Source organism: Paenibacillus peoriae, from assembly GCF_022531965.1.
GTDB lineage: Bacteria > Bacillota > Bacilli > Paenibacillales > Paenibacillaceae > Paenibacillus > Paenibacillus polymyxa_D.
On record NZ_CP092831.1, the window covers coordinates 4,645,901 to 4,670,075 of the forward strand.

The following is a 24,175-nucleotide window of genomic DNA, read 5'->3' on the forward strand; positions in this document are numbered from 1 at the left end:
TAAATTATAAGGTAATATCCCATTGCAAAGGCGAATGCTTAGCAAGATTATGACATCTATGTGTGAGGAGAATTACATATGCACTTGGAAGATCCTATGGACAAGCTTAAAAAGCTAAAGCATGACATCACGCGATTTATGCTCATTTATAAATTTGCGCTCGACGAAATGGAAACCAAGATTGAAATATTAAAGCAGGAATTTCAGGCATTACACGATTACAGCCCTATTGAGCATACCAAATCACGCCTTAAATCTCCTGAGAGCATCATGAATAAAATGATTCGTAAACATAGCGAGTTATCGCTGGATGCTATCAAAGATCATATCAAGGATATCGCCGGCTTGCGTATTACTTGCTCTTTTATTTCTGATATTTATGATGTCAGTAACATGCTTCAGAGACAAAGTGACTTGAAGATACTGGAAATTAAGGATTACATCAAGAACCCCAAGCCGAACGGTTACCAGAGCCTGCATTTGCTGGTTCAAGTTCCTGTATTCATGTCGGATTGTGAGGAGCTAGTCTGCGTAGAGGTGCAAATTCGAACCATTGCGATGGATTTCTGGGCCAGCCTGGAGCATAAAATCTTTTATAAGTACAACCAGTCCGTTCCCGAAAGTCTGACACGTGAATTAAAGAACGCAGCAGACTCCGCTAATGCGCTAGATCTCCAAATGGAGCGACTGCATCGTGAAATTAAGGAGATTAAAGACGCTAGAGGTGAAGAGGACTCCATGGAGGAGCTTCGGAAGATTATGATTAATAATCAGCAAATTACGGTGCCAGCCAATTTCTTGAAGCTTCTGGGAGAGTAGGATTAGGCGGTGCTCCACCGCTATGCGAATGATTGGTTCAACGAATCGCATGTTTGTTCAAAAATGAAAGAATAGAATCATTGATTAAGATCGGCTTCTCTCTAAGCATGTGCGGTCGATGACTACAACCTGGAGCAATTAGATAACGTGAGTCTTGAACCCATGAGCATAATTCCAGGAGTTGCTCTTCTGTGACGAAATCGTCATGTTTACCCGCGATAAATAATACAGGGCACGTAATGCTACTTAACTCACTACGTGTCAATTGCGGATATTGGCGTCAATCCTGTGCGCTCTGGCGCATAAATTCTTGCCAATTCCCCTGATGTGCCTCCTCATGCCGTTCCATCATTTGATGGATCATTTCATAACGTTCGTTTTTGATGAGCCACTCCGGTTCAAATTCATCCGCTCCCTCAGGACATGCGACTCCACTACAGCCTATGGTCGTAACGGTCGCGAACATTCGAGGGTGCTTCACCGCACAATATAAAGCCACATTGCCTCCGCAGCTGTACCCATTTTTTCGTAATACATTTCTAAATCCTGAATCTCTACGTATGGCATATGATCCTCCTTTTTTTCATTGCGTCCTGTATCTTTTACATTCATTAGTCCGTCTATCTTAATATAAATGAAAACCATTCTAGGAGGAGTGATGTAAGTATGAAAAAGATACTTGTACTGGGTGGAACGCGCTTTTTTGGCAAGAGACTGGTGGAACGTCTGCTAGAGAGTTCCGAGAACTCCGTTACCATCCTCACACGGGGCCAAGCAAGCGATTCGTTTGGTGACCGCGTTCAGCGGATTTGTGCAGACCGTACCGACCCGCAAGCGCTCGCTGAGGCCGTAGGTGAGCAAGTGTGGGACGTTGTTTATGATAATATTTGCTTTTCCCCAGATGAAGCAAGCGAAGCCTGCCGCATTTTTGATGCTATAGCCAAGAGGTATATTGTGACCTCCAGCCTATCCGTCTATGATTCGAGCCCGGAAGTGCTGACAGAGAGCATCTTTGACCCTCAGGCTTACCCGGTTCGCAAGGGCGGGAAGGACGATTTTACATATCAGGAGGCTAAACGGCAGGCAGAAGCAGTTTTTATGCAGCAAGCTACATTTCCTGTAGTTGCTGTTCGTTTTCCAATTGTATTGGGGACAGACGATTATACGAAAAGACTTCATTTTCATATCGAACATGTTCGTGAAGGAATAGAATTCGGAGTCCCTAATTCCGCAGCACAAATCTCATTTATTCGTTCCGATGAAGCCGCAGATTTTCTGTTTTGGCTTGGTCACACTCCTTTTACCGGTCCTGTAAATGCTTGCTCCAACGGTACAGTGAGGATTGGAGAGATCATTTCGATCATTGAGCAGGTAACTGGAAAACAAGCTGTGATGAAAGAAAAAACAGCAGACGAGCACATGTCTCCATTCGGTATTACACAATCGTGGTACATGGATACGTCCAAAGCCCAGTCAGAGGGGTACTCATTTCTCTCCCTAAATGTATGGCTTCCAGAGCTGATAACCAGCCTGACCCGTTCCTAAAAATCATAAAAAAAAGGGGACCCGAAGCTTCGGGTCCCAGCAATATATATATGATTCAAAGGGGGTCATGTTTATGTTGTACCCACTCTATGTTAAAGTAACTTTGCAGTTATATTTCATTTTTGTAACAAATTGAAATATAACTGAGCACAGCCAAGGCAAGAAGGCTACTCGCTTCCGCAGAAATAGAGAAGGCCCTACTATAGGATAACAAAAAAAGAGGACCCGAATCGTCGGGCCCAGCAACATATATTATTCAAAAGGGGGTCATGTCTGTATTGTACCCGTCCTGTGTTAGAGTTGTTTTGCAGTTATATTTCATCTTTGTAACAAAATATTCCAATGCCATTTCTATGCATAATCCCCTTGGGTCATCGAAAATACCAATACACTCGGCACCACTCCTGAGGGATCATAAGCACCAATGGTACGCAGCAGACGCATCTTATTTTTAATAAGCACGCGCATGGAAGCCTGATTATCCTCTTGGCAACGACTTTCGATCCGCTGGAGCTTCAAAGATCCGAAACCAAAATTCAGCATTTCTCCTACCACTTCTGTACCCAGCCCCTGTCCCCAAAAAGGACGATCCAGAATATAGCCCAATTGTGCCTCCCCCGTTCTTTCATTCCATTGCTGAAAAGAGACGATACCTAGCAACGGTGAGGAGGTAAGCTCATTGGATTCACCAGGCAGATTGCTTTCTCCTGTATTTCTCTGATGCCATTCCACCGCAAAATGCAGGGAATCCAGAGAATCAGCAGATATTTTAATTTGCGCAACCAGACGCCGCATTCGTGCATGGACTGGCTTGCGAATTCGATTCACATATTGGATCACCAATGGATCGGATAGGATCCGTTCCAGCGCGGGATAATCCTCCGTTCTTAGCTGGCGCAATTGGACTCGACGGGTGTAAAGCTCCGGTAACCCAAGACGAAGCATTTCTCTGGTCAGCACAATGTTCCCTCCTGCGGATGGATTGGCTTTTAGAAATGAATGTTTCCATACTTAATCCAGGTCCTGAATCCCGCGGTAAATTCCTGTACGCAGCTCTCGAATATAATACGGCAAAGAAGGCACATCAGCTTCCTCCGCTTGTTTTACCGCCAGTTCTATATCATAAGGTACACGTACAAAATGAATGGAGAAGGACGTAGGCTGCTCCTCTCCCATCTCCCCCTCTAAAATGCAGTAGGAAGCCTGCGTAACATCCAACGGATTCCCGACACTGCCGACGTTAAAAAGTGTTTTCCCCTGAAAATGCTGGATAAAAGCATTGTGCACATCACCATATCCCACAACATCCGGAGCAAAAGCAACTTTTCCATTTTCTTCTGCTAACGGATCGAACATGGCAAGCCGTTTTTCCGGCTCATCCCATGGCTGCACACGGTGATACACACTTTGCGGCGAGGCATGCACCAGACGGATACGGCGTCCGCTCATTCTGAAATCATAATGAAACGGTAACTGTGCCAAATACTGCACTCGTTCTGCCCCCAAGCGCTCGGCTTGCCAGCTAAAATTGAGATCATCCGTAATACTGACCAGCTCATCCCAATTCCCCCGCACGACCACTTCACAACGTTGACGGACAGCATCCAGAACCTCGCTCGGGCTAGGCCCTTTGCCGATCAGATCCCCCAAACAAAACACACGGCTAATGCCTCGGGAAGCAATATCCTCCAGCACCGCCTCACAGGCAGGCCAATTGCCATGAATATCTGAAATGACAGCAATACGATCCATCTGAACTTCACTCCTTTGTCCGAAACGACTACATCTCTACACTACATTCAAGCGATCTTTATGTAGTTCCAAACTATATGATGAAGATGAAAAAAAATCATGGCCTATTGGCCGGATTTTAGCGTAATGACACTAAGCTCCGGCCTGCACAGCACGCGAATCGGCAAATGTGTCATGCCAATGCCTCGGCTAACATATAGCGGCATTCTTTCCGTTCCCACATGAAATAATCCCTGGATGTACTTGCGTCCACCCGGAGGCGGCATTGGCGCTCCAATGACCGGCAAGCGTACCTGTCCTCCATGCGTATGCCCCGACAATTGAAGATCAAAGGACATTTGCGCCGCCACATCTGCATAGTCCGGCTCATGCATCAGCAGGAGCTTGCACATCTCATCAGGTAGTCCGTGGATGGCACGCTGCGGATTGGGCTTGCCCATGATGTTATCCTCTAAACCGACCATAGCTACACGCTGTCCCGCAAGCTCTACAATCGCATGCTCGTTTCTCAGCAACGTAAACCCGGTTTTCGGATACAATTCCTGTACTCCGGCGGGTAAGCCTCTATAATCATGATTGCCCAGAATAGCAAATTTGCCAAGTGTGGCGTGCATAGAAGCCATAACTGGAACAGCAGCCTTCATGGATACTGCATAGTCATCCACAATATCGCCTGTAAAACAGAGCAAATCTGGCTTCAGACCTGCTATCCGGTCCGCAAGCTCGCGTAGATCCTGCTCATCCATGTGAAAACCCAAGTGCACATCACTAAAATGTACGACCCTGATTCCGTCAAAAGCAGACGGAAGACGAGGGATAGACAAGTTGAAGCGTGTAATTTCCAAATGATTAGGCTCCCATAAGGAAGCATATCCTCCAGCCAGAAGCGCGGTTCCGGCTGTGGCTAAAGCCGCTTTTTTCAAAAAATGGCGGCGCGAAGGATTGGCTGGTTCATTTGAAACGGAACGCCGCGAAGAACCGGGAGGGATAGCGGCCCCCTGATGCGGGCCATCCTGACTCTCGCGGCGGGTATGCGGCGTCTTCTCCATATGCGTTCCCCCTTGCGATCTATTCCTTGATCTCACTTATTCGAATTCTTACCGTCCAAAAGCTTTAGCGATGGGTGGACAACCACTGCTCCGCATAGTCTACCAAATCACGTTGCCTCGCGAAAAAACATGAAGCCTCCCCAATGTTCACCCGCGTAAAAGCTGAGGGACAGTCCCGTTCAAAATCAAGTCCCAGCTTCTCAAAGTCATCTGAGGTAATATTAAAATCCTGAAAAGATACCCACGCTTTTGCTCCATCCACCATCATAGGAGCTTGATGGGTGATCACTTCACGTCCATTGTAGGCTGTTCGATATTCCGCCAAATGCAGGGACGTGTTGCTGTCATGTCCGCAGCCCAACAGCACTACATAAGCATCTGCCTCGTACAGCTTCGCCAAGGGCGAATGCTCACCCAGTCCAAAGTCGAGCTCATGAGCTGCCAGTAATTCCGAAGCTGTGGGTCCACGTGCCGCCAGAGAAACATGCGGATGCCCGCTGCGCTTGGTTCCCGGCAGGCCCCGGAACGTTTCTACAATGATGCCCATCCCTCCGGTCAGCGTCCAGGCCGGATCATAAGCGGGCATTTCCTCGCGTACCAGTTCCCACCATGACTCATCCAGAGGCGGGTTCATCCAAGTCGAGGGATCAGTCAAGTCATGTGACTGTGTCGGCATCACCAGCGTCCCTTCCGGGCCAACTGCTTCGGTTAGTGCGGCAAGAATGACCGAGGCCCCGCCTGGAACAAAGCGTCCAAAGCTGCGCATCGACGAGTGAACAAGCAATGTCATGCCGCTCCGAACCCCCAGATCCTCTAATCCCTTCAATACATCCGACCTAGTGACAGGTCGATTCGTTATCGGTTGCACAGTCACCTGTCCAGCCTCCTTTTCTCCAAAAACGATACACAATACCATAATTATACCATAACTGCTATCCCGCGCTCCTTCCTCCATGTTACCCTCCATCATTCCTGAGCGCAAAAAACAGGCTTTCTCCAGTTTGAGAAAAAGCCTGTTTGGGCATAACCTGTTCGCTGTCTAGTGCTATACAGTCAGCCAGCGCTTGAACATATGCTTGGTCGTTTCCTTGTTCATTTCGGCAATAGAAGTGGTCAACGGAATGCCTTTCGGGCAAGAGCGTACGCAGTTTTGTGAGTTCCCGCACCCTTCCAGCCCATCGTCCGTCATCAACGCCTCCAGCCGCTCTTCCCGATTCATTTCCCCTGTCGGATGGCTGTTAAACAGGCGAACCTGAGATATCGCCGCAGGTCCGATGAACGTCGTCTTCTCGTTGACGTTCGGGCAAGCTTCCAGACAGACACCACAGGTCATGCACTTGGACAGCTCATACGCCCACTGACGCTTCTTCTCTGCCATCCTAGGACCAGGTCCCAGATCGTAGGTACCGTCAATCGGAATCCACGCTTTGACCTTCTTGAGCGCATTAAACATCCGGCTGCGGTCGATGACCAAATCCCGAACTACCGGGAACGTGTTCATCGGCGCGATCGTAATCGGCTGCTCCAGCTTATCGACGAGCGCTGCACAGGCCTGACGCGGCTTGCCGTTAATCACCATGGAGCATGCTCCGCATACTTCCTCCAGGCAATTCGACTCCCAGCACACCGGAGCCGTCTCTTTACCGTGGCTGTCCACCGGATTACGCTGAATTTCCATCAGCGCGCTAATCACATTCATTCCCGGACGATAAGCCAATTCGAATTCTTCCGTATAGGGACTGGCTTTAGGATCAGCTTGACGGGTCACAACGAACTTCACTGTTTTATTCGACTTCACTGCTTGCTCCGACATCTAATACACTCCCTTCCGTTATTTGTTCTTGGAATAATCCCGAATGCGTGGCTTGATCAGCGAAACATCCACCGCTTCATACGAGATTTGTGGTCCTTCCGGTGTCCAGTCCGCAATCGTCGTTTTCAGGAAATCCTCATCGTTGCGATCTGGAAAGTCTGGTTTGTAATGGGCCCCACGGCTTTCGTTGCGCAGCAGCGCACCTTTGGTCATCGCTTCAGCCAGCTCCATCATATTCCACAGTTGCCGTGTAAACGCCGCACCCGCATTGTTCCAGCGCGAAGCGTCATTGATGTTAATGTTAGAATAACGCTCCTTCAGCTCCTTGATCTTGTGGATCGTAGCTTCCAGCTTGCCATTATAACGAACCACAGTCATGTTGTTCGTCATCCACTCGCCCAGCTCTTTATGAAGAACATAGGCATTTTCTTTTCCGTCCATATGCAAAATACGCTCATACTTCTCCGTCTGCTGATTGACTGCGGCATCAAATACGGAGGACGCTGTATCCTGTGCAGATTTTTTCAAGCCTTTGATATATTCCACAGCCTTAGGTCCAGCCACCATCCCGCCGTAAATGGCTGAGAGCAACGAGTTCGCACCCAAACGGTTCGCTCCGTGGTATTGGAATTCACACTCACCAGCCGCGAACAGGCCTGGTATATTGGTCATCTGATTGTAATCGACCCACATGCCGCCCATTGAATAATGAACAGCCGGGAATATTTTCATCGGAATTTTGCGCGGATCATCACCGACGAATTTTTCATAAATTTCAATAATGCCGCCCAGTTTTACATCCAGCTCTTTCGGGTCCTTGTGGGACAGATCGAGGTAGACCATGTTCTCGCCATTAATACCCAGTCCATCATCAACGCATACACTGAATATTTCACGTGTCGCAATATCGCGAGGGACCAGATTTCCGTAAGCTGGATACTTTTCTTCGAGGAAATACCATGGCTTACCGTCCTTATACGTCCAAATACGACCGCCCTCTCCCCGTGCCGACTCGGACATGAGACGCAGCTTGTCATCACCTGGTATAGCCGTCGGATGAATCTGGATAAACTCACCGTTCGCATAGCGTACGCCTTGCTGATACACCGCACCGGCAGCTGTGCCCGTATTAATGACGGAATTCGTGGTTTTACCGAAAATAATCCCGGGCCCACCAGATGCCAAAATAACTGCATCCGCCGCAAAAGTCTTCACTTCCATCGTACGCAAATCCTGCCCGCAAATCCCTCGACAGATGCCTTCATCATCCAGTACAGCCTGTAAAAACTCCCAGTTTTCATACTTGGTCACCAAACCCGCAGATTCCCAGCGCCGTACCTGCTCATCGAGAGCGTACAGAAGCTGCTGTCCTGTCGTCGCACCAGCAAAGGCGGTCCGATGATGCTGGGTACCGCCGAAGCGGCGGAAGTCCAGCAGTCCTTCCGGTGTCCGGTTAAACATGACGCCCATGCGGTCCATGAGATGAATGATCCCCGGAGCCGCTTCGCACATCGCTTTTACCGGAGGCTGGTTGGCCAGAAAATCCCCGCCATAGACCGAATCATCAAAGTGAATCCAGGGGGAGTCTCCCTCACCCTTGGTATTTACCGCACCATTGATGCCACCTTGAGCACAAACGGAGTGGGACCTTTTGACCGGAACCAAAGAAAATAAATGAACGTGAACTCCCGCCTCTGCCGCCTTGATCGTAGCCATTAGACCTGCCAGACCGCCGCCCACGACAATAATGTTGGATGCTGCCATTTCTGCTCACTCCTTTTTTTCAGGATTTTTAACCAAATCCCCTTTTACGTTTGAAAATAGAATTTCAACACAATGTATAATGGATATGACTCATTTACAGTAGTTGTTTAAAAGTACTGCATTGCACCAAGGCAGTTGCTATTTCCTGAAATTCCGCGCTGCGGAATGCAAGCAGGGAGGCGATGAAGCCGATAGACACCACCACGAACAGGGTCATACAGATATAAGAAGATACTTTTTGCGCACGTGGTCCCACGGTAATCCCCCAACTGACCATAAATGCCCACAGTCCGTTAGCAAAGTGAAAGGATGCCGAAACGACACTGATTAGATACAAAATGAAATAAACCGGGTTCGTCACGATGCCATGCATGACCCCGCCTAGCTCCTCATGAGTTACATTACCCAGAGCCACTTGAAAGCGTGTGTCGTATACGTGCCAGATAATAAATACAAACGTAATGACGCCGGAAATACGCTGGAACAGAAAGCGCCAGTTACGTGAATAGCCGAGCCTTTTGACATTCGGATCAGCCTGATAAGCGATATACAAGCCATAAATTCCGTGGAACAGCAATGGCAAGTAGATGAATAACGTTTCTAGTACAATAACCAGCGGCAAACCATTCAGGAAGGCCACGCTGCGGTTAAATCCTTCCTTGCCACCCTCCACCGCTGTGAAGTTCGTCACCAAATGCTCAACAAAAAATAGAGCCAACGGAATGACGCCAAGAAGCGAATGCAGCTTTCTGGAATAAAATCCTCTCATCTAGGTCATGCTCCCTTCTCCCAATAATAGCGTTTTCAATAGTAATATAACATATAAAATGACAGTTCCCGACAGGAAATGTCCAACAAGGTGTCCCTTATTAGGAAAAACAAAAGTGTGAACATCTTGTGTCGCTTTCATGTTACTCCTTTTCGGCTTATAATGGAATTGCAATATACGTATTAATTATTATGTCTTTTTTGCATATAGAGAGGAAGTGGATGATTTGTTTGAGGATTTGAACGCTTTTGCCGTCATTGTCGAGCAGTCCAGCCTTAATAAAGCCTCCAAACTGCTGAATCTGTCCCAACCCGCCCTGTCCCGCAAAATTGCCAAGCTGGAGGAAGAGCTGGGTGTGAATCTCTTTGATCGTCGGGGCAAACGGCTCGAAATTACGTCCACTGGCCGATTTGTTTATACATTCGCACTAGAGCAACGGCAACGGCAGCTTCGCTTCTTACAAAAGCTCTCCCAGCACAAAAATGAAGCCCAGAGTATGCTTACACTCGGCGCAAGTCTCACGACACTCCAGACAACGCTGCCTACCCTTGTCGAAGCTTTTATGAGCAAGCATCCTCAAACCGAGCTGAAGCTGCTCACCGGTAAAACCCATGAAATCGTCGCCTTTGTACGTGATAAAAAAGCAGACGCCGGTATTGTCGGGTCTGCCATTCATGAAGTCGGACTGCGTTGCATTCCGCTATTTGACGATCATTTGGAGCTCGTTGTTCCCATTGGACATGAATTAACCGTTAAGACAGGAACGGCCTCGATGAAAGATCTGCAAGGATTGCCGATGATTATTTTCTCCAAAGGAACCTGGTACCGCAGTCTGACGGATGACTTGTTCCAGCGCAGCGGCATCATGCCGGATATCCGCATGGAAATCGACTCCTTCGAGGCGATTGTACGCCTGCTTCCAACCTGTAAGGCTTCCGCCTTGCTACCCAAATCCTATTTGCGTAGCGAACTGCTGCGGGATAATGGACTCACTGCATTGTACTTGCCCGATTTGAAGGAGACACGCCGAACGACCTCCCTCATTTACTCGGAGACGACCGATCTCGGTCCGACAGCACGACGCTGGATTAGCGAGACACGTGCGTCGTTTGCAGGCTATCGTATGGTGTAGAGAGTTTAGCCCTCTTCATTGACATTAACAACCTCATCCTCAAAGCGGCCGATATTGTCATTTGAGCCGATGATGACCATAATATCGTCTGCTTTTAGCCGATCCATAGCCGTCGGTGCGATCAAGATACCGTTCGCCGTATGAAGCGCCACGACACTACAGCCAAAGCGGGTGCGAGCATTTAGTTCTGCAAGCGTTTTGCCGTTCAGACATGCAGGTACATTGAGTTCCACAATACTGTATTCCTTAGACAACTCCAAATAATCGAGCAAATTAGGCGTGACTAGCTGGTGAGCCACACGGATACCCATGTCCCGTTCTGGATAAATAATCCGATCCACACCGAGCTTTTCTAACGCACGCCCGTGCAGCACAGATATGGCTTTGGCTACGACCTTTTTCACACCCAGCTCCTTCAGCAAAATGGCGGTCAGGATGCTTACCTGGATGTCATCACCAATAGCAACAATGCCGCAATCGAAATTACGGATGCCCAGTGATCGCAATGAGTCTTCATCGGTAGCGTCCGCCACGACAGTATGTGTCAACATCTCACTCATACTGTCCACAACATCCTCATTCCGGTCAATGCCTAGCACCTCACACCCCATATCCACCAATTGCAAAGCTAGGCTTGAGCCAAACCGCCCCAAGCCAATAACTACAAACTGCTGCGTTTTCATGTCTACTCGAAAACTCCCTTATCCTATAATCATTTTACCTTCCGGATGACGATATAATTCTTTACCCTTTTTCGGCCCCAGTGCATAAGCTAGCGTGAGTGGCCCCAGTCTACCTGCAAACATCGTCAGGGTAATCACCAGCTTGCCTATGACTGTCAAATCAGGTGTAAGCCCCATCGACAGCCCCACCGTACCAAACGCAGATACCGTCTCGAACAAGATCATCAGAAAATGATGATCTTCGGTTGCCGACAAAATCATCGTCACCCCGATCACGAACAGCAACCCCAGCAGTGTAATGGTCAAAGCCTTGTAAATTCGTCCCTGCGCAAGTCGGTACTTGAACAGTACAATATCTTCCCGCCCCCGCAGCATCGAAATCACCGCTCCAATGAGCAGGGCGAATGTTGTGGTCTTAATCCCGCCTCCAGTAGAGCCAGGAGAAGCCCCGATAAACATGAGTATGATGATAAAAAACTGCGTAGCCTGCCGCAAGCCTGCAATGTCCAAGGTATTGGCACCTGCGGTACGGGGAGTAACGGACTGGAATAAAGATCCCAATAGCTTACCACCCCAATCAAGCGAGCCGAGAGTCTTCGGATTCGTAAACTCAAATACAAAAATCACGAGCGTGCCGACTACAATCATAGCGCCCGTCATGCTGAGTACCACCTTGGTATGCAAGGACAGTCTCTTGCGCTTGCGATATTCTGCCAGGTCTGACATCACTACAAAACCAATGCCGCCTGAAATAATCAAAAACATGGCTGTAAAATTAACAATCGGATCATATACATAACCTGTCAAGCTGCGAAATTCACCGAATAAATCAAAACCAGCATTGTTAAACATGGAGATGGCATGCCAGATTCCAAAATAAATCGCCCTGCCTACGGGCATATCAAAGGACCAGCGAACCGAGAATATCGTAGCGCATACGCCTTCAATAACCAGTGAGTACAGTAATACCTTACGGATTAACCCGACAATTCCCTCTACAGAAGTCTGATTCATCGCTTCCTGCAAAATGAGACGCTCCCGCAGGGAAATCCGACGCTTGAACACCAGTGCAATCAAGGTAGCCATGGTCATAAAGCCTAGGCCGCCGATCTGAATGAGCGCCACGATAACAACTTGACCAAAGGTTGTAAAAAAGGTCCCCGTATCCTTTACGACAAGCCCTGTAACACAGGTCGCGGAAGCGGCAGTAAACAAAGCGTCTATAAACGCAAGTGGCTTTCCTGTTGTATTGGAGATCGGCAGCATTAACAATAAACTACCTATTAGAATGATAATGGCAAAGCCCGCAACGAATATCTGCGGTGGAGAAAGCCGGAGCCAGCTTGCATTGGGATTCATCTATTCATCACTTCTCTCCTAATCTTTAAAACTATAAAAACAGTGATTTAATACGGTGTAAGCTCGCTACGCGTTCCATTTGATCTTCCGATCGTCGTTGCCCCTGAATTTTTTGATTTTTCCAAACCTTAGTTAACTATAATTAGCATTCCCTGAATACAGGAAGAATGCATGTCAAGCACTACTCGGCCCCCTGTGCTATTGGCGGGCAGTAGCGAAGGGGGCAGAATTGTTCTGAAGAAGCGAAGCGTTTGCCTTTATCTCCGGATTTTAACCATTAAAGGGGGTATACAATCAAAAAATCCGGGGATAACAGCAATCGGAAGAATAATCTGCACCCGCAGCGGTCTATCTAACCAATCCAAACACTTTTATACGCACAAAAAAAGACACCGGAAAACCGAGTGCCTGACTTGGTTCCTGCTCATAGCCTACGAGGTTAGCTGACGGATTCGGGCAGCACAGTATGCCCTATTTACACTTCCGATCCACCAGTGATCGGCTGTAAAATTCACCCCAGTAACATGGTTCCCCCGTTTTCCCATAGAAATTCGGCTCAACTGTATATCATTACCTATGTATTTTATAGGCATTGCCTCAAGATTATAATCCTTCTATATCCAGATCACAAAACCGATTTCGTCGAAAAAACGTGAAATTGGCTTTATTTTGCGAATGGGCATCGTTTAATCGCAGCTTATCTTATTTTATTGGAACTTTAAAGTGCTTTCACTCTATTTTCATGAATATCGCTGGTCTGTTGGCGGGAACCTGTGCAGTATGATATCTTTAATGGATGTTCTTATTTACAGATTAAGGAGGAAACTCATGAATCCTATCGGGAAACCGGTCGTGCTCACGGCCAACTTCAAAAAATTAGGCTTGCTGGGCGGGATTGGCCTGATTTGCTTTTTTATCTTTCAATTGCTTATTCCCTCGCTTAGCAATCCAAGTCCAGAATCAGTAATGAACGCAAAGGTCATCAGCAAACAAGAAGCGGTTATACACGCATTGGACTTCGCCCGCTCTGAGCTGGGCTATACTGAATCACAGCCAGAGGAGCCTGTCGTGACCTATCAGGCCGAAACAGATTTGTACGGTTATTTATCTAGAGAAAAACTGCTTCAACAGTACGACCGTACATGGAAGAAAAATTACCCTTACGAAACCTTTCGGGTCGATCTGCCTGAATCCTCAGCGAAGAGCAAGCTGCAAATTCATGTAGATTTATCCACTGGGAAGGTCGTTAGTTTTAAACGGATCACCTCCAGCACCAATTACACGCAGGCTGATATTTCTACGGATGAACAAGCACGTAACAGGCTTGTACGTGTGGCTGAGGACGGCATGACGCTTGAAGCCAAGGAGCAGGCGGCCGCTGTATGGGTGAAGCGCTTTGGCTTTAAGCCGTCGGACTTGAAGCTCGCGACCACTGAAAAAGAAGGCGGATTAAAGTATACCGTAGACGATAAAAAAATCGGCGCCTCGGTACTTACACTGGCTTTTACTTTTGAAGACGGTGATGTCCGCTCCTTCACTCAAAGCTTTTCGGCCCCGTCATCCTATACCGATTATATCGAAAAGCAAACATTTTGGGCGAATTGGATGACCTATGCGGGTTATGCCCTATTTAGCTTTGTGCTGGGTGTACTTGCCATTGTGTATGCGTCACTCACCCGACGACATACTTCATTTGTACGCGGCATTGTTCTATCCGTTATATACTTTATTGCTAGTATAGCTGGGACCATGAACATGCTGCCTTTATTGCAAGCAGAAGCAGGCGGTAAGGGCATGCTTATATTTCTTATGGTTTTCCAGATTGGTGTTACCTTCTTCATGGCTGTAGCGCTCTACTTCTCCTTGGTCGGCGGTGACGGACTTATGCGTCAGGTTGGACTGAATGCATGGCCGCGTGCAAAAGAGCCGGGCTACGGGCTGTATGTGCTTCGCAGTATGTATGTTGGCTACTTGTGGGCCTTTATTTTACTCGGGGTACAATCCATCTTGTTCTTTATACTGGAGCGCACATTTAATACATTCTCCACCACAGATGCCACGCAATCCCCTTACAATATGGCTTATCCATGGCTACTGCCGATTATGGCCTGGATGGCAGGTATTGGAGAAGAGACTGTCTACCGTCTGTTTGGTATTCCGATGGTCAAAAAAATAGTGAAAAATACTTTTGTTGCTTGTCTGATCACCACGCTGATTTGGGCACTGGGACATACACTTTATCCGATCTATCCGGTGATTTCCAGACCTATTGAGCTGACTTTTCTTGGTTTGCTGTTCAGTTTTGTGTTCCTGCGTTACGGCTTTATTGCCGCCATGTTCAGCCACGTTATTTTTGACAGCATTCTAATGGGACTTAGTGTGATGAGTCTGGGAGATACTGTGAATGTGAGCGCTGGTCTATTCTGGATCTTACTTCCAGCCATTGTGGGGTATATCATTTATTGGTTTAGTCCTAAAAAGCCAAATCGAATGATGTTTGAAACTGTAAAAAAAGAGGAGCCGTATTCTACGACTCCTCCTCCCGAAGGGCAGCTATAATCTGACGAGCAAGCTTATCCCCAATAGAGAGAGGCCGGAAGTCTTCGACACTGGCCTCTCTTATTTTTTTGAGTGATCCAAAATGCTTAAGCAGTAACTTACGCCGTTTCTCGCCAATGCCTGGAATAGAGTCCAGTCGGGAAGTTACCATAGACTTGCCGCGTTGCTCGCGGTGGAACGTAATGGCAAAACGGTGAACCTCGTCCTGAATCCGTTGCAGCAGATAAAATTCTTCGCTATTGCGTGCAAGTGTCACGGCCTCAGAGGACTCTCCCACTAATAGTTGGGAAGTTCTATGTTTGGCATCCTTCACCAGACCACACACAGGAATGAACAAACCCAGCTCATTTTGCAGTACATCGGTCGCCGCCTTAATTTGTCCACGTCCACCATCCACAACGATCAAATCGGGACGTTCCAGATTTTCCTTAAGCACACGTTCATATCGGCGCCGGATAACCTCACGCATCGTTTCATAATCATCTGGTCCCTGCACAGAACGGATCTTATATTTTCGATACTCCTTCTTAGCAGGCTTACCATCAATAAACACGATCATGGCGGAGACTGGATCGGAACCCTGGATGTTGGAGTTATCAAATGCCTCCACCCGGTGCAAGCTATCCAGCCCAATGGCACGTCCGAGATTGCTCGCAGCTTTGGATGTCCGTTCCTCATCTCGTTCGATCAACTTAAACTTCTCATCCAAAGCAACACGTGCATTTTCCGTCGCCATGCCTGTCATTTGCTTTTTCAGTCCACGCTGCGGTACAAGTACCTTTACATCCAACCATTCAGCCAGAGCGAGAGCCGCCGTAGCTGGGTCCTCCAGTCCACCGGATAGTTGAGTTTCTGTTTCCTTTATCTCGGCATCTTGGTCACCAGCTTGATCTTGATTTGTTGCTGCTGCATAAGTTGCTTGTTCTTCAGCCACCAGCAGTGAGTCAGCAGAATGCTCTGTCTCCGTTTGTATCGCCTTCTCATCTGTCTGTCCGGTAACATCGGCTGTAGCTGCACTGTGGAGTGCAGTTTCAGCCGCAACCGGTTGATCGACATTGACCTGTTCCGCCTGCATCAGCTTAGGAGAATCCGGCAGCAATATTTCCTGCGGCACTGCTGGGTTGTCACTATAATATTGCGTCACATAGGACATAAAATCACTGTAAGCCTCACCGTAGAAAGGAAAAGTCGACATATGGCGCTCGATCATTTTACCTTTGCGGACATATAGGATCTGTACACACATCCAGCCCTTATCTACTGAAAAACCGAATACATCTCGATCTTTCGCATCCGATGTGGTGATTTTCTGCTTTTCCATCATCGCGTCGATGCTGATAATCTGATCTCGCAACTCCTTGGCCCGCTCAAAGTACAATTCCTCTGCGGCCTCCTGCATTTTACGCTGAAGATCCTTTTTAATTTCCTCATGTCCCCCGCTCAAAAAGGAACCAATTTCCTGACCAATCTGGTCATACGTTTCCTTCTCGACCTCTTTCACACAAGGCCCCAAACATTGATGCATGTGATAATACAGACACACTTCCTTGGGCATCACACCACACTTGCGTAACGGATACATACGGTCCAGCAGCTTCTTCGTCTGATGTGCCGCGTAGGAATTGGGGTACGGACCAAAATATTTTGCTTTATCTTTCAGAACGCGACGGGTCACCTCCAGCTTGGGGTGTGCCTCGTTCGTAATTTTCAAATACGGAAAGGTTTTATCATCCTTCAATAGCACGTTATAGCGCGGCTGGTACTTTTTAATGAGGTTGCACTCCAAAATGAGTGCCTCCATATTACTGCCTGTAACGATATATTCAAAATCACGGATATCGGAAACCAGTCGCTGCGTCTTGCCGTTATGGCTACCTGTAAAATAGGAACGGACCCGGTTTTTCAACACTTTGGCCTTGCCGACATAAATAATGGTGCCTTCGCTATTCTTCATCAGATAACAGCCTGATGCATCCGGCAGTAACGCTAATTTGTGCCGTATGTTCTCTAGCGCCTTCTCCTGATTCTGCAAGTCCTCCGCATAAGGTTTCATTTGCCCGGTTCCTCCTTCCATTCTTAATGACTACTCAACTAACTACTTATAATATATAGGAATAATACACAAAAACGCCCCCGGTATTTACAACCGGAGGCATTGACCTTTCATGGCCGCTCCACCAAGCCCCCGCGGGAGCATGGGTCACATGCAATGATTATTGGTGTTTAGTAAGCATGCTTTTCAGCGCTTCTTTGGAGTTCAGACCTACCACTTTATCAACAGGCTGTCCGTCTTTGAAAACGATCAGGGTCGGAATACTCATCACGCCGAAACGGGAAGCAGACTCTGGATTTTCATCCACGTTCACCTTCGCGATTTTGACGCTGTCGCCAACTTCTGTGGACAGATCCTCCAGAATAGGAGCGATCATTTTGCAAGGACCGCACCATGGCGCCCAAAAATCAACCAAAACGGTTCCTGTGCCTTCGACTTCTGCGTTGAAGGATTGATCGGACACGTTAACAATTGCCATTGTATGTTCCTCCTTTATAGAAAAGTCAAGATTATTATAACCTGTAATGTCTGTTTCGACACCTTTTAATTATATCACAATAGTCTTTTAATTGTAAGATATCGAAATAGCAGACGGATAAACGCTTACCCCCGCTGATTTTTTCCCTTTACGGTAATGACATCTACAAAAGGACGAATCCGGTCCATCAAGCGTTGTCCTTTATACATTTCCTCTCCATCCTTGCTCGTAAAGCTGAGATGCTTCTCCAGTCCCTGCAACGAATAATTGGAAGTATAAAAAGTAGGTTTGCGGTTCATTCGGTAATTCAAAATAGAGCCCATCACGTGGTCCCGTACCCACGGGCTTAAATTTTCGGCACCAATATCGTCAAATACAAGCAGATCACAATTTTTGAGCATTTCGGTCGTTTCCTTCAACTTCTGCCCATCCTGGATCATGGACTTTAAGTCCTCCACAAAATCAGGCATATACACGATCACACCGTTCAGACCCGACAGGGCCAACTCGTGCAATAGATAGCCCATCAAAAAAGTTTTACCCGTACCAAACGTACCTTCCAGATACAGTCCTTTTTTGGATAGACCCTGACTTTTCGTTTCTTCAATGTAACGGAATAGCTGTGTGACGGCAGGCATGCGTTGTGAATCTTTGCGCGCAATTTCAAGGGCGTTATATCCCTCCAGAAGTGCGCGTTCATCCACATAGAAGCTTTTAATTCGCTCACGCACCCGTTGCTCATGTTGGGAAGCAATCTGCTTCGCACATGGGGTCCGAATGTCTACAATTTCAGCAGTTCCATTCGGATATTCCACGCCCAGCTTGCAAAAGTGGCCCTGAAAATCGTTAGGACACCGTTCCAATCCCGGACAATTGTCGCAATTTCGACGATCTCGGGCATACTGAAAGAGCATGCTCATGTTGAGTCGCAATTGTGTTTCGTCCACATCAGGATGCGCAGCACAAAACTCCTGCACGAGCGGATCATTTAGAACCTGATCGGCTACATTGCGAGTGCGCTGGCGAAACGAAGGGTTCTGCATCTGCTGCAGCAAATCGCCCAGTGATTCCAAGAACGCTCCTCCTTTCTTAAAAAGTGCAGAGTTATGGATACCTTAAAATCTACCTACACCTTTTTCTGTTTACCGGATTGCATTCGTTCGGCCAGACGCAGCAGTTCATCCAATTCTTCCTCAGATACAGACTCCTCGGAAGGTTGATCTTGAACGATTGGAATGGATGGCTTGGCTGGCCCGTTATTTTTGGCATACGCGCGGGATCGACCGCCGGAAGGAGAAGCAGAGGACTGTTTTCCTTTTACCTTAGCTTGATCCCTTATATATTGAACGGCTTTCTCGTAAGTGTTTACCTGCTTAAGCAGCATATTGGAAGCAACGGCCTCGACAAAGTTGCGGTTAATCCGCTGATCGCTCCCGGATATGAGCAGTGACATCAAATAATGGATCAGCACGTTGATGACTTCGCCTGGCAGCTTATAGCTGATATCAATTTTCTCGAATATATCCAGCAGGTTACCGGGAACCGTGCCGGGGAAAAAGGTTTGCAGCAAACGGCGATAAGGCTCGTTGCGCAACATCATATTATATTGGTGAATGTCACACTTGGCTGTGAATTGTGGGGGAACCTCCACATAAAATTCCATTTCCACAGCTTGCTCTGCAGGCGGCTCTTCAGATGTGGAAGCTTCCCTTTGGCGCAAAGCAACTACCTTGGCGGCTTGAACCTGCTGCTCCTCCTGACGCTTGCGATCCTGTCTGGAGTGCTGGCTAGCCCGAAGCTGAAGCTCGTCGAGCAACAAGTCGCCTGCTTCGGTAAAAATACCATCCTCATCCAGCAATCGGCTAATATCCTGTACAGAAAGATCAAATTTGCGAACAACGTAATTGACCATGCCTAACTGCTCGTGCTCAAACCGAAGACGCTCCACGTGCTTACGATTGGCAGATTCACGCGGAAAACGGAGAATAATATCTGCATAATTCAATGCTTCCTCCGATTCTGACGCAAGTGGTCCAGTCTGACGGCTAGTAGACACCTCGGACAACGCCTGCTCCAATTCATAATCTATAACATGGGTATTCAGTTCAAATAACTCATAAAAAGGAATCGAAATATTCTCTTTATTATAGGAAGATTGCGACCATTCGCTAGATTCTCTGCTCCACAATGATTCTCTCAGAGAAAGCACTGCAAACTTACCGATTTTGTCTCTCAACAAAAGGGTGAGATGCTGTGTTCTGAAAAATTCAGCAGGTGCGAGCGGCGGCTGCATCTCATATTCATACATATAGTCGTCCGTTTCGGGTGCATACAGCCTGGACGTCTGTAACAGACCGACGGCCTCCAGTTTGGAGGTCTGTTCAATCAAATACTTGCGTCCCTTCTCACTCGGCTCCAGTCCCAGTGTCAGAAAAAGGCGACGCTGCTGTTCCAACGGCGAATAACCGATTTGTCCGACTGGCACATGCTGGAACAACAGTCGATACAGACTGACCGCAAATGCGCCTACCATCGGCTGATAGACGCTTCCCAGCATCAATTCATCCAGTGCGCTCAAGCCAAATTCCCGATAAACGCAGTAGCGGTGGTTCTCAGTATAGTGCAGCAGGTTTTTCATCCGCATTCCAACATTCTTCCTTTCCTGACATAACGGTCTCCAAGATGTTTTTCTATTCTATCATACTTGCCTTCTGGTGGGACCAACAAAATAAGGGCAATTGTTCTCCTTTTTGGCAGCCGTATTCGTCTGAGTTCTACTTTTTTCGAGAATACTAACTATTTTATGACTTTGTGACCTGCATCATGGTAAAAATAAAATTCTTCACACTTCTTTCATTGGTGAAAAGCTTTACTTTGAGCTACAATATAATGGTTAAGTATCACGTATTGGATACAGGAATGATATTAGGAAGTACACATATTTCGGCTAAGCCGATTACCATTTACAGATCGTAAAGGAGTGTAGATCGTGAGTCAACATCAACCTCAACAAATCCCAGCAACACCTAACGAAGTAGCCTCCACACTGGAAGGCTGGTATGCGCTTCACGATTTTCGGTCCATCAACTGGACAGCATGGAAGACCGCAGACGATGAAGAGCGCGCCGGAGCACTGGACGAGCTTCAAGAGTTTATGAAGGAATGGAACGTTACCGAGGAAGCGGGTCTGGGCAGCTCAGCTGTCTATACTGTAGTCGGACAAAAGGCTGATTTTGTCATGATGCACCTGCGCGAAACGCTGGAAGACCTCAATAAACTGGAAAATGATTTTAACAAAACAACCTTCGCCAAATATACAACTAAAACCTACTCTTATGTGAGTGTGGTGGAACTAAGTAATTATTTGAGCAAAGATGAAGATCCTATGCAAAATCCACAAATTGTCGCACGCTTGAAGCCTGTATTAAACAAGGCCCGTTATATTTGTTTCTATCCAATGAACAAAAAACGTGATCTAGATGACAACTGGTACATGCTTTCAATGGACGAGCGTCGCACCTTGATGCGCAGCCACGGTTTAATTGGACGCAGCTATGCTGGCAAAGTAAAGCAAATCATTTCCGGTTCTGTCGGCTTTGACGATTGGGAGTGGGGCGTAACACTGTTCTCCGATGACGCACTTCAGTTCAAGAAGCTAATCTACGAAATGCGTTTTGATGAAGTCAGTGCCCGTTACGGTGAATTTGGCTCCTTCTATGTCGGCAGCGTGTTGAATGAAGAATCATTTGAAGACATGTTGAAGCTGTAAAGCACAACCGTCAGTACCATATCGCAGCATACAATTAAGGATTCCGCGAACTCCCACTTTCGGGACGACGGAATCCTTTTTTTATTGCAGCACAGGCTCCACCACGACGGACGAATCCTCACTTTTCGCCAGCTTTCTTTTCTCCAAAGCGATCTGAATAAAGATAACAAGCAGCAGACCACTTAATAGGATCAAAAAGCCGCCAAGCTCAGGAATAAAATACTTCAGGCTCCCACCTTTGAAGCCCATCCCTCTCAAAAACTTGAAGTGCCAGGTCAATGGAAGAATATTACTAATATATTGCAGCGATGTAGGCAGCATAGCTACTGGCAATTGAGCGCCGCTCAGTAAAAACGAAGGCAGTATAATTAGCATGAGGCGTGGGGAAGCTTTTCCCGGATTCGCCGCATTCCACCCTAAAGCCATCGCAAACAAACTCAACGTAATCGTGTACAGGAGAAATGGAATACTGAGCTGCCATACATTCGCTTCAAAGCGTAGTCCGCCAATTTGCTTAAGTAAACCAATGGACAGGTAAAAGGACACACATCCTACTAACGCATACGGCAACACCCTAAGAATCAAACCATACGAAAACTGAAGCTCCTCTTTTAATCTTCCTTGCTCCCGCAATCGCGGGACAATTGTCAGTACAGTAGCACCCATCAGTGAAATCATGACCGTATTAATGAACCCCATAACTGAGGTCATCAAAGTAGCATTGGTAGGATTATATAACAGGCGCTGCTGAAGCAGCATATTGGAAGTAAGCCCTGTAACCTGGCTGTCACTCATTCCCATCCCCTTTAATCCACCACCAGCCAGCATCGCATTTTCCGTCGCCATGATCTCTGTGACTGCCGAGCGTAGATTTCCAGTAGCCTGACCTACCGTATTATCTACATAAAAACCGATGTTGCTCTGAACTCCTTTGATCCTATTTTCCTCCAACCCAGCTGGAAGGTAAATCACCGCAAAAAACTTTTCATTATATAAAAGTAAATTCGGATCGGCTTCATTCTCTTGCACATGGCGTACATCAATATACTGCGATGCATCCAATTTATTAATAAGCTGTCGGCTATAACTGCTATGATCTAAATCGACTACAGCTACAGAGGCATCGTTAAGCTGATTATTTTTAAAAACAAATCCAAAGGCTACAGCTACTACGATAGGAACGAGCAGCATGATAAAAACCATCTTGCCGCTGATCATCAGCTTCCATTCTTCTATAAACGCCTTCATTTCGTCACAACCTCTACCGTCATTCCAGGCAATAATTCAGATGTTCGCTGGACATCCACCCGCACTTGGAAGGAGCTTATATCCGACAGACCTTTGTCCCGACTCATTCTCATGTTGGTATACTGAGGGGCAGAAGTAATGTACCTCACCTTGCCTTGGACATCTTTATCTAAAGCTACGACGTGCGTATTCACATTTCCCCTAGCTTTAAACTGTGACATCGAATCCTCGCCCACATAAATATCGTAGTATAGCTGATTGGTTTCAATAACGACGCCCGTTGCCCCCGTAGAAACGATCTCTCCCATTTTAGGTACAATACGCGACACCTTACCATCTGTGGATGCCTTCAGCACCATACGTCCGCGCTGTAATTCCAAAGTTTTGAGTTGAACACTTAATGCCTGCTTGTGTTGAGCCAGAAGATCCACATTGTATTCGCTATTCTTAACATCTTTTCGTGTTTGCGAGGTTTGAGTCAAGGCTTCCTTGGCCTTTTCTGTTTTGATACGAGCCTGCTGGCGTTCCTCAGCAGTTGCGCCAGCCTCCATTTTATCCAAAGCGGTTTGCTGCTGAGCGATCCCATTTTTAGCAATGTCCGATTGTTTGCTAGCCGCTATAATCTGGTTTTTGGCAATTTCAACCTGATCTTTAGCTGTATCTAACGCGATTTGGGCATTATCCAGTTGGTTTTTGGCGTTATCCAGTTCTGCTTTGGTTCCAGCTCCAGCATCAAATAACGCTTTGATACGGTTGTAATTCACATTAGCCAAGTCCAGAGCCTGTTGTCTGGATGATACTGTTTTTTGCGCGATTTCCGCATTTCTTTTGGCTGTCTCTACTCCTGTCAGAGCTGCGTCCAACGATTGCTGTGCTGCTTCAATAGCCAGCTTTTGTCTTAGAATATCCTCCGCACGTGTTCCTTGATTTAATAAGGACTCTCCTGCTTGCGCGGCTTGAATGTCCAATTGTCCCTGTTTTTCTGAAGTTGAAATTTTCTCCGACTGATTTTGCAGCCCGTCTTTAGCCTGTTTTATTTTCACATCAGCCTGTGCGATATCCGTTTTTAATTTCTCAATTTGCAAATCAAGGTCTACAGGATCGAGGGTCATGAGCACATCCCCTTTTTTCACCTGTTGTTCTTCCTTCACCTCAATCGTGTTTACTCTTCCCCCTACGCCCTGAAAAGCAACATTTACGGTATCTGCCGTAAGCAGTGTGTTTTTTTGTTGGGCTGCCATACTCACAGCATCCTTGCCGCTCATTGCCATCAGCGTACCTCCGGTACCTAATGCAACAACAAGTAGCACGTACACAATGATCTTTTTATTCATTGCAATAAACTCTCCTTCATGATGATTTAGCCAATGATAGTTAAAAAAT

Annotated in this window: 21 protein-coding genes and 1 riboswitch; of the genes, 5 read left to right on the forward strand and 16 right to left on the reverse strand. The window is 47.0% G+C overall.

The window, feature by feature from the left end; translation table 11 throughout:
* Positions 1 to 78: 78 nt before the first annotated feature.
* Complete coding sequence (locus MLD56_RS20515) at positions 79 to 819, forward strand: GTP pyrophosphokinase (protein ID WP_029518258.1); 741 nt, start codon at positions 79 to 81, stop codon at positions 817 to 819.
* A gap of 280 nt (positions 820 to 1,099) precedes the next feature.
* Here the strand turns inward: MLD56_RS20515 and MLD56_RS20520 are convergent, their stop codons facing one another.
* Complete coding sequence (locus MLD56_RS20520) at positions 1,100 to 1,318, reverse strand: hypothetical protein (protein WP_241113416.1); 219 nt, start codon at positions 1,316 to 1,318, stop codon at positions 1,100 to 1,102.
* 167 nt (positions 1,319 to 1,485) lie between these two features.
* On the opposite strand from MLD56_RS20520, the gene MLD56_RS20525 reads away from it, so the two are divergent.
* Positions 1,486 to 2,364 carry an NAD-dependent epimerase/dehydratase family protein gene (locus MLD56_RS20525; RefSeq protein WP_049817026.1) on the forward strand — a complete coding sequence of 293 codons (879 nt, stop codon included), beginning with the start codon at positions 1,486 to 1,488 and terminating at the stop codon, positions 2,362 to 2,364.
* Positions 2,365 to 2,715: 351 nt separating this feature from the next.
* Here MLD56_RS20525 and MLD56_RS20530 read toward each other — a convergent pair whose 3' ends face one another.
* From MLD56_RS20530 to MLD56_RS20560, 7 genes are all read right to left on the reverse strand, one after another.
* Positions 2,716 to 3,324: a GNAT family N-acetyltransferase gene (locus tag MLD56_RS20530; protein ID WP_029518257.1), complete on the reverse strand. Its 609-nt coding sequence runs from the start codon at positions 3,322 to 3,324 to the stop codon at positions 2,716 to 2,718.
* A 51-nt stretch (positions 3,325 to 3,375) separates the two neighbouring features.
* On the reverse strand, positions 3,376 to 4,116 hold the full coding sequence (locus tag MLD56_RS20535; RefSeq protein ID WP_029518256.1) for a metallophosphoesterase family protein: 741 nt from the start codon (positions 4,114 to 4,116) through the stop codon (positions 3,376 to 3,378).
* Positions 4,117 to 4,220: 104 nt separating this feature from the next.
* The gene (locus MLD56_RS20540) at positions 4,221 to 5,165 is read right to left on the reverse strand and encodes a metallophosphoesterase (RefSeq protein ID WP_029518255.1); all 945 of its coding nucleotides are present in this window, start codon (positions 5,163 to 5,165) and stop codon (positions 4,221 to 4,223) included.
* Between the two features lie 64 nt (positions 5,166 to 5,229).
* Complete coding sequence (locus MLD56_RS20545; RefSeq protein WP_029518254.1) at positions 5,230 to 6,039, reverse strand: AAC(3) family N-acetyltransferase; 810 nt, start codon at positions 6,037 to 6,039, stop codon at positions 5,230 to 5,232.
* A 171-nt stretch (positions 6,040 to 6,210) separates the two neighbouring features.
* Positions 6,211 to 6,978 carry a succinate dehydrogenase iron-sulfur subunit gene (gene sdhB, locus MLD56_RS20550; RefSeq protein WP_029518253.1) on the reverse strand — a complete coding sequence of 256 codons (768 nt, stop codon included), beginning with the start codon at positions 6,976 to 6,978 and terminating at the stop codon, positions 6,211 to 6,213.
* 18 nt (positions 6,979 to 6,996) lie between these two features.
* Positions 6,997 to 8,742, reverse strand: coding sequence for a succinate dehydrogenase flavoprotein subunit (sdhA, locus tag MLD56_RS20555; RefSeq protein WP_029518252.1), 1,746 nt, complete (start codon positions 8,740 to 8,742; stop codon positions 6,997 to 6,999).
* 94 nt (positions 8,743 to 8,836) lie between these two features.
* Positions 8,837 to 9,511 (reverse strand): succinate dehydrogenase cytochrome b558 subunit, encoded by a 675-nt coding sequence (locus MLD56_RS20560; RefSeq protein ID WP_029518251.1) that lies wholly within the window; start codon positions 9,509 to 9,511, stop codon positions 8,837 to 8,839.
* Positions 9,512 to 9,737: 226 nt separating this feature from the next.
* On the opposite strand from MLD56_RS20560, the gene MLD56_RS20565 reads away from it, so the two are divergent.
* Positions 9,738 to 10,643 (forward strand): LysR family transcriptional regulator, encoded by a 906-nt coding sequence (locus tag MLD56_RS20565; RefSeq protein WP_029518250.1) that lies wholly within the window; start codon positions 9,738 to 9,740, stop codon positions 10,641 to 10,643.
* A gap of 5 nt (positions 10,644 to 10,648) precedes the next feature.
* Here the strand turns inward: MLD56_RS20565 and MLD56_RS20570 are convergent, their stop codons facing one another.
* Both MLD56_RS20570 and MLD56_RS20575 read right to left on the reverse strand, forming a co-directional pair.
* On the reverse strand, positions 10,649 to 11,326 hold the full coding sequence (locus MLD56_RS20570) for a potassium channel family protein (protein WP_023990146.1): 678 nt from the start codon (positions 11,324 to 11,326) through the stop codon (positions 10,649 to 10,651).
* An 18-nt stretch (positions 11,327 to 11,344) separates the two neighbouring features.
* Positions 11,345 to 12,685, reverse strand: coding sequence for a TrkH family potassium uptake protein (locus tag MLD56_RS20575; protein ID WP_029518249.1), 1,341 nt, complete (start codon positions 12,683 to 12,685; stop codon positions 11,345 to 11,347).
* 413 nt (positions 12,686 to 13,098) lie between these two features.
* Positions 13,099 to 13,252, reverse strand: a riboswitch (cyclic di-AMP (ydaO/yuaA leader).
* Between the two features lie 261 nt (positions 13,253 to 13,513).
* On the opposite strand from MLD56_RS20575, the gene MLD56_RS20580 reads away from it, so the two are divergent.
* On the forward strand, positions 13,514 to 15,244 hold the full coding sequence (locus MLD56_RS20580; protein WP_029518248.1) for a CPBP family intramembrane glutamic endopeptidase: 1,731 nt from the start codon (positions 13,514 to 13,516) through the stop codon (positions 15,242 to 15,244).
* Here MLD56_RS20580 and uvrC read toward each other — a convergent pair.
* The 4 genes from uvrC to MLD56_RS20600 all read right to left on the reverse strand — a co-directional run bounded on the left by uvrC (position 15,213) and on the right by MLD56_RS20600 (position 20,419).
* Positions 15,213 to 17,297 carry an excinuclease ABC subunit UvrC gene (gene uvrC, locus MLD56_RS20585; protein WP_029518247.1) on the reverse strand — a complete coding sequence of 695 codons (2,085 nt, stop codon included), beginning with the start codon at positions 17,295 to 17,297 and terminating at the stop codon, positions 15,213 to 15,215. The genes MLD56_RS20580 and uvrC overlap by 32 nt on opposite strands.
* A gap of 160 nt (positions 17,298 to 17,457) precedes the next feature.
* A complete protein-coding gene (gene trxA, locus MLD56_RS20590) occupies positions 17,458 to 17,775 on the reverse strand; it encodes a thioredoxin (protein ID WP_010347861.1) in 318 nt (105 codons plus the stop codon).
* 125 nt (positions 17,776 to 17,900) lie between these two features.
* Positions 17,901 to 18,848, reverse strand: a complete 948-nt coding sequence (dnaI, locus tag MLD56_RS20595) for a primosomal protein DnaI (protein WP_029518246.1) — start codon at positions 18,846 to 18,848, stop codon at positions 17,901 to 17,903.
* A gap of 53 nt (positions 18,849 to 18,901) precedes the next feature.
* The gene (locus MLD56_RS20600) at positions 18,902 to 20,419 is read right to left on the reverse strand and encodes a replication initiation and membrane attachment family protein (protein ID WP_029518245.1); all 1,518 of its coding nucleotides are present in this window, start codon (positions 20,417 to 20,419) and stop codon (positions 18,902 to 18,904) included.
* Between the two features lie 345 nt (positions 20,420 to 20,764).
* On the opposite strand from MLD56_RS20600, the gene hemQ reads away from it, so the two are divergent.
* Complete coding sequence (gene hemQ / locus MLD56_RS20605; protein WP_029518244.1) at positions 20,765 to 21,544, forward strand: hydrogen peroxide-dependent heme synthase; 780 nt, start codon at positions 20,765 to 20,767, stop codon at positions 21,542 to 21,544.
* An 81-nt stretch (positions 21,545 to 21,625) separates the two neighbouring features.
* On the opposite strand, the gene MLD56_RS20610 is transcribed toward hemQ, so the two are convergent.
* Both MLD56_RS20610 and MLD56_RS20615 read right to left on the reverse strand, forming a co-directional pair.
* Positions 21,626 to 22,792 (reverse strand): ABC transporter permease, encoded by a 1,167-nt coding sequence (locus MLD56_RS20610; protein ID WP_029518243.1) that lies wholly within the window; start codon positions 22,790 to 22,792, stop codon positions 21,626 to 21,628.
* The gene (locus MLD56_RS20615; protein ID WP_241113417.1) at positions 22,789 to 24,126 is read right to left on the reverse strand and encodes an HlyD family secretion protein; all 1,338 of its coding nucleotides are present in this window, start codon (positions 24,124 to 24,126) and stop codon (positions 22,789 to 22,791) included. Before MLD56_RS20615 ends, MLD56_RS20610 begins: the two co-directional genes overlap by 4 nt.
* Positions 24,127 to 24,175: the final 49 nt, after the last annotated feature.

Bases quoted from the DNA above. Each gene is read 5' to 3' on its own strand.
- uvrC (WP_029518247.1), bottom strand. From the start codon at position 17,297: ATGAAACCTTATGCGGAGGACTTGCAGAATCAGGAGAAGGCGCTAGAG.
- MLD56_RS20570 (WP_023990146.1), bottom strand. From the start codon at position 11,326: ATGAAAACGCAGCAGTTTGTAGTTATTGGCTTGGGGCGGTTTGGCTCA.
- MLD56_RS20615 (WP_241113417.1), bottom strand. From the start codon at position 24,126: ATGAATAAAAAGATCATTGTGTACGTGCTACTTGTTGTTGCATTAGGT.
- MLD56_RS20600 (WP_029518245.1), bottom strand. From the start codon at position 20,419: ATGCGGATGAAAAACCTGCTGCACTATACTGAGAACCACCGCTACTGC.
- MLD56_RS20580 (WP_029518248.1), top strand. From the start codon at position 13,514: ATGAATCCTATCGGGAAACCGGTCGTGCTCACGGCCAACTTCAAAAAA.
- MLD56_RS20525 (WP_049817026.1), top strand. From the start codon at position 1,486: ATGAAAAAGATACTTGTACTGGGTGGAACGCGCTTTTTTGGCAAGAGA.
- MLD56_RS20560 (WP_029518251.1), bottom strand. From the start codon at position 9,511: ATGAGAGGATTTTATTCCAGAAAGCTGCATTCGCTTCTTGGCGTCATT.
- sdhA (WP_029518252.1), bottom strand. From the start codon at position 8,742: ATGGCAGCATCCAACATTATTGTCGTGGGCGGCGGTCTGGCAGGTCTA.
- MLD56_RS20515 (WP_029518258.1), top strand. From the start codon at position 79: ATGCACTTGGAAGATCCTATGGACAAGCTTAAAAAGCTAAAGCATGAC.
- MLD56_RS20575 (WP_029518249.1), bottom strand. From the start codon at position 12,685: ATGAATCCCAATGCAAGCTGGCTCCGGCTTTCTCCACCGCAGATATTC.
- MLD56_RS20610 (WP_029518243.1), bottom strand. From the start codon at position 22,792: ATGAAGGCGTTTATAGAAGAATGGAAGCTGATGATCAGCGGCAAGATG.
- trxA (WP_010347861.1), bottom strand. From the start codon at position 17,775: ATGGCAATTGTTAACGTGTCCGATCAATCCTTCAACGCAGAAGTCGAA.
- MLD56_RS20540 (WP_029518255.1), bottom strand. From the start codon at position 5,165: ATGGAGAAGACGCCGCATACCCGCCGCGAGAGTCAGGATGGCCCGCAT.
- MLD56_RS20535 (WP_029518256.1), bottom strand. From the start codon at position 4,116: ATGGATCGTATTGCTGTCATTTCAGATATTCATGGCAATTGGCCTGCC.
- sdhB (WP_029518253.1), bottom strand. From the start codon at position 6,978: ATGTCGGAGCAAGCAGTGAAGTCGAATAAAACAGTGAAGTTCGTTGTG.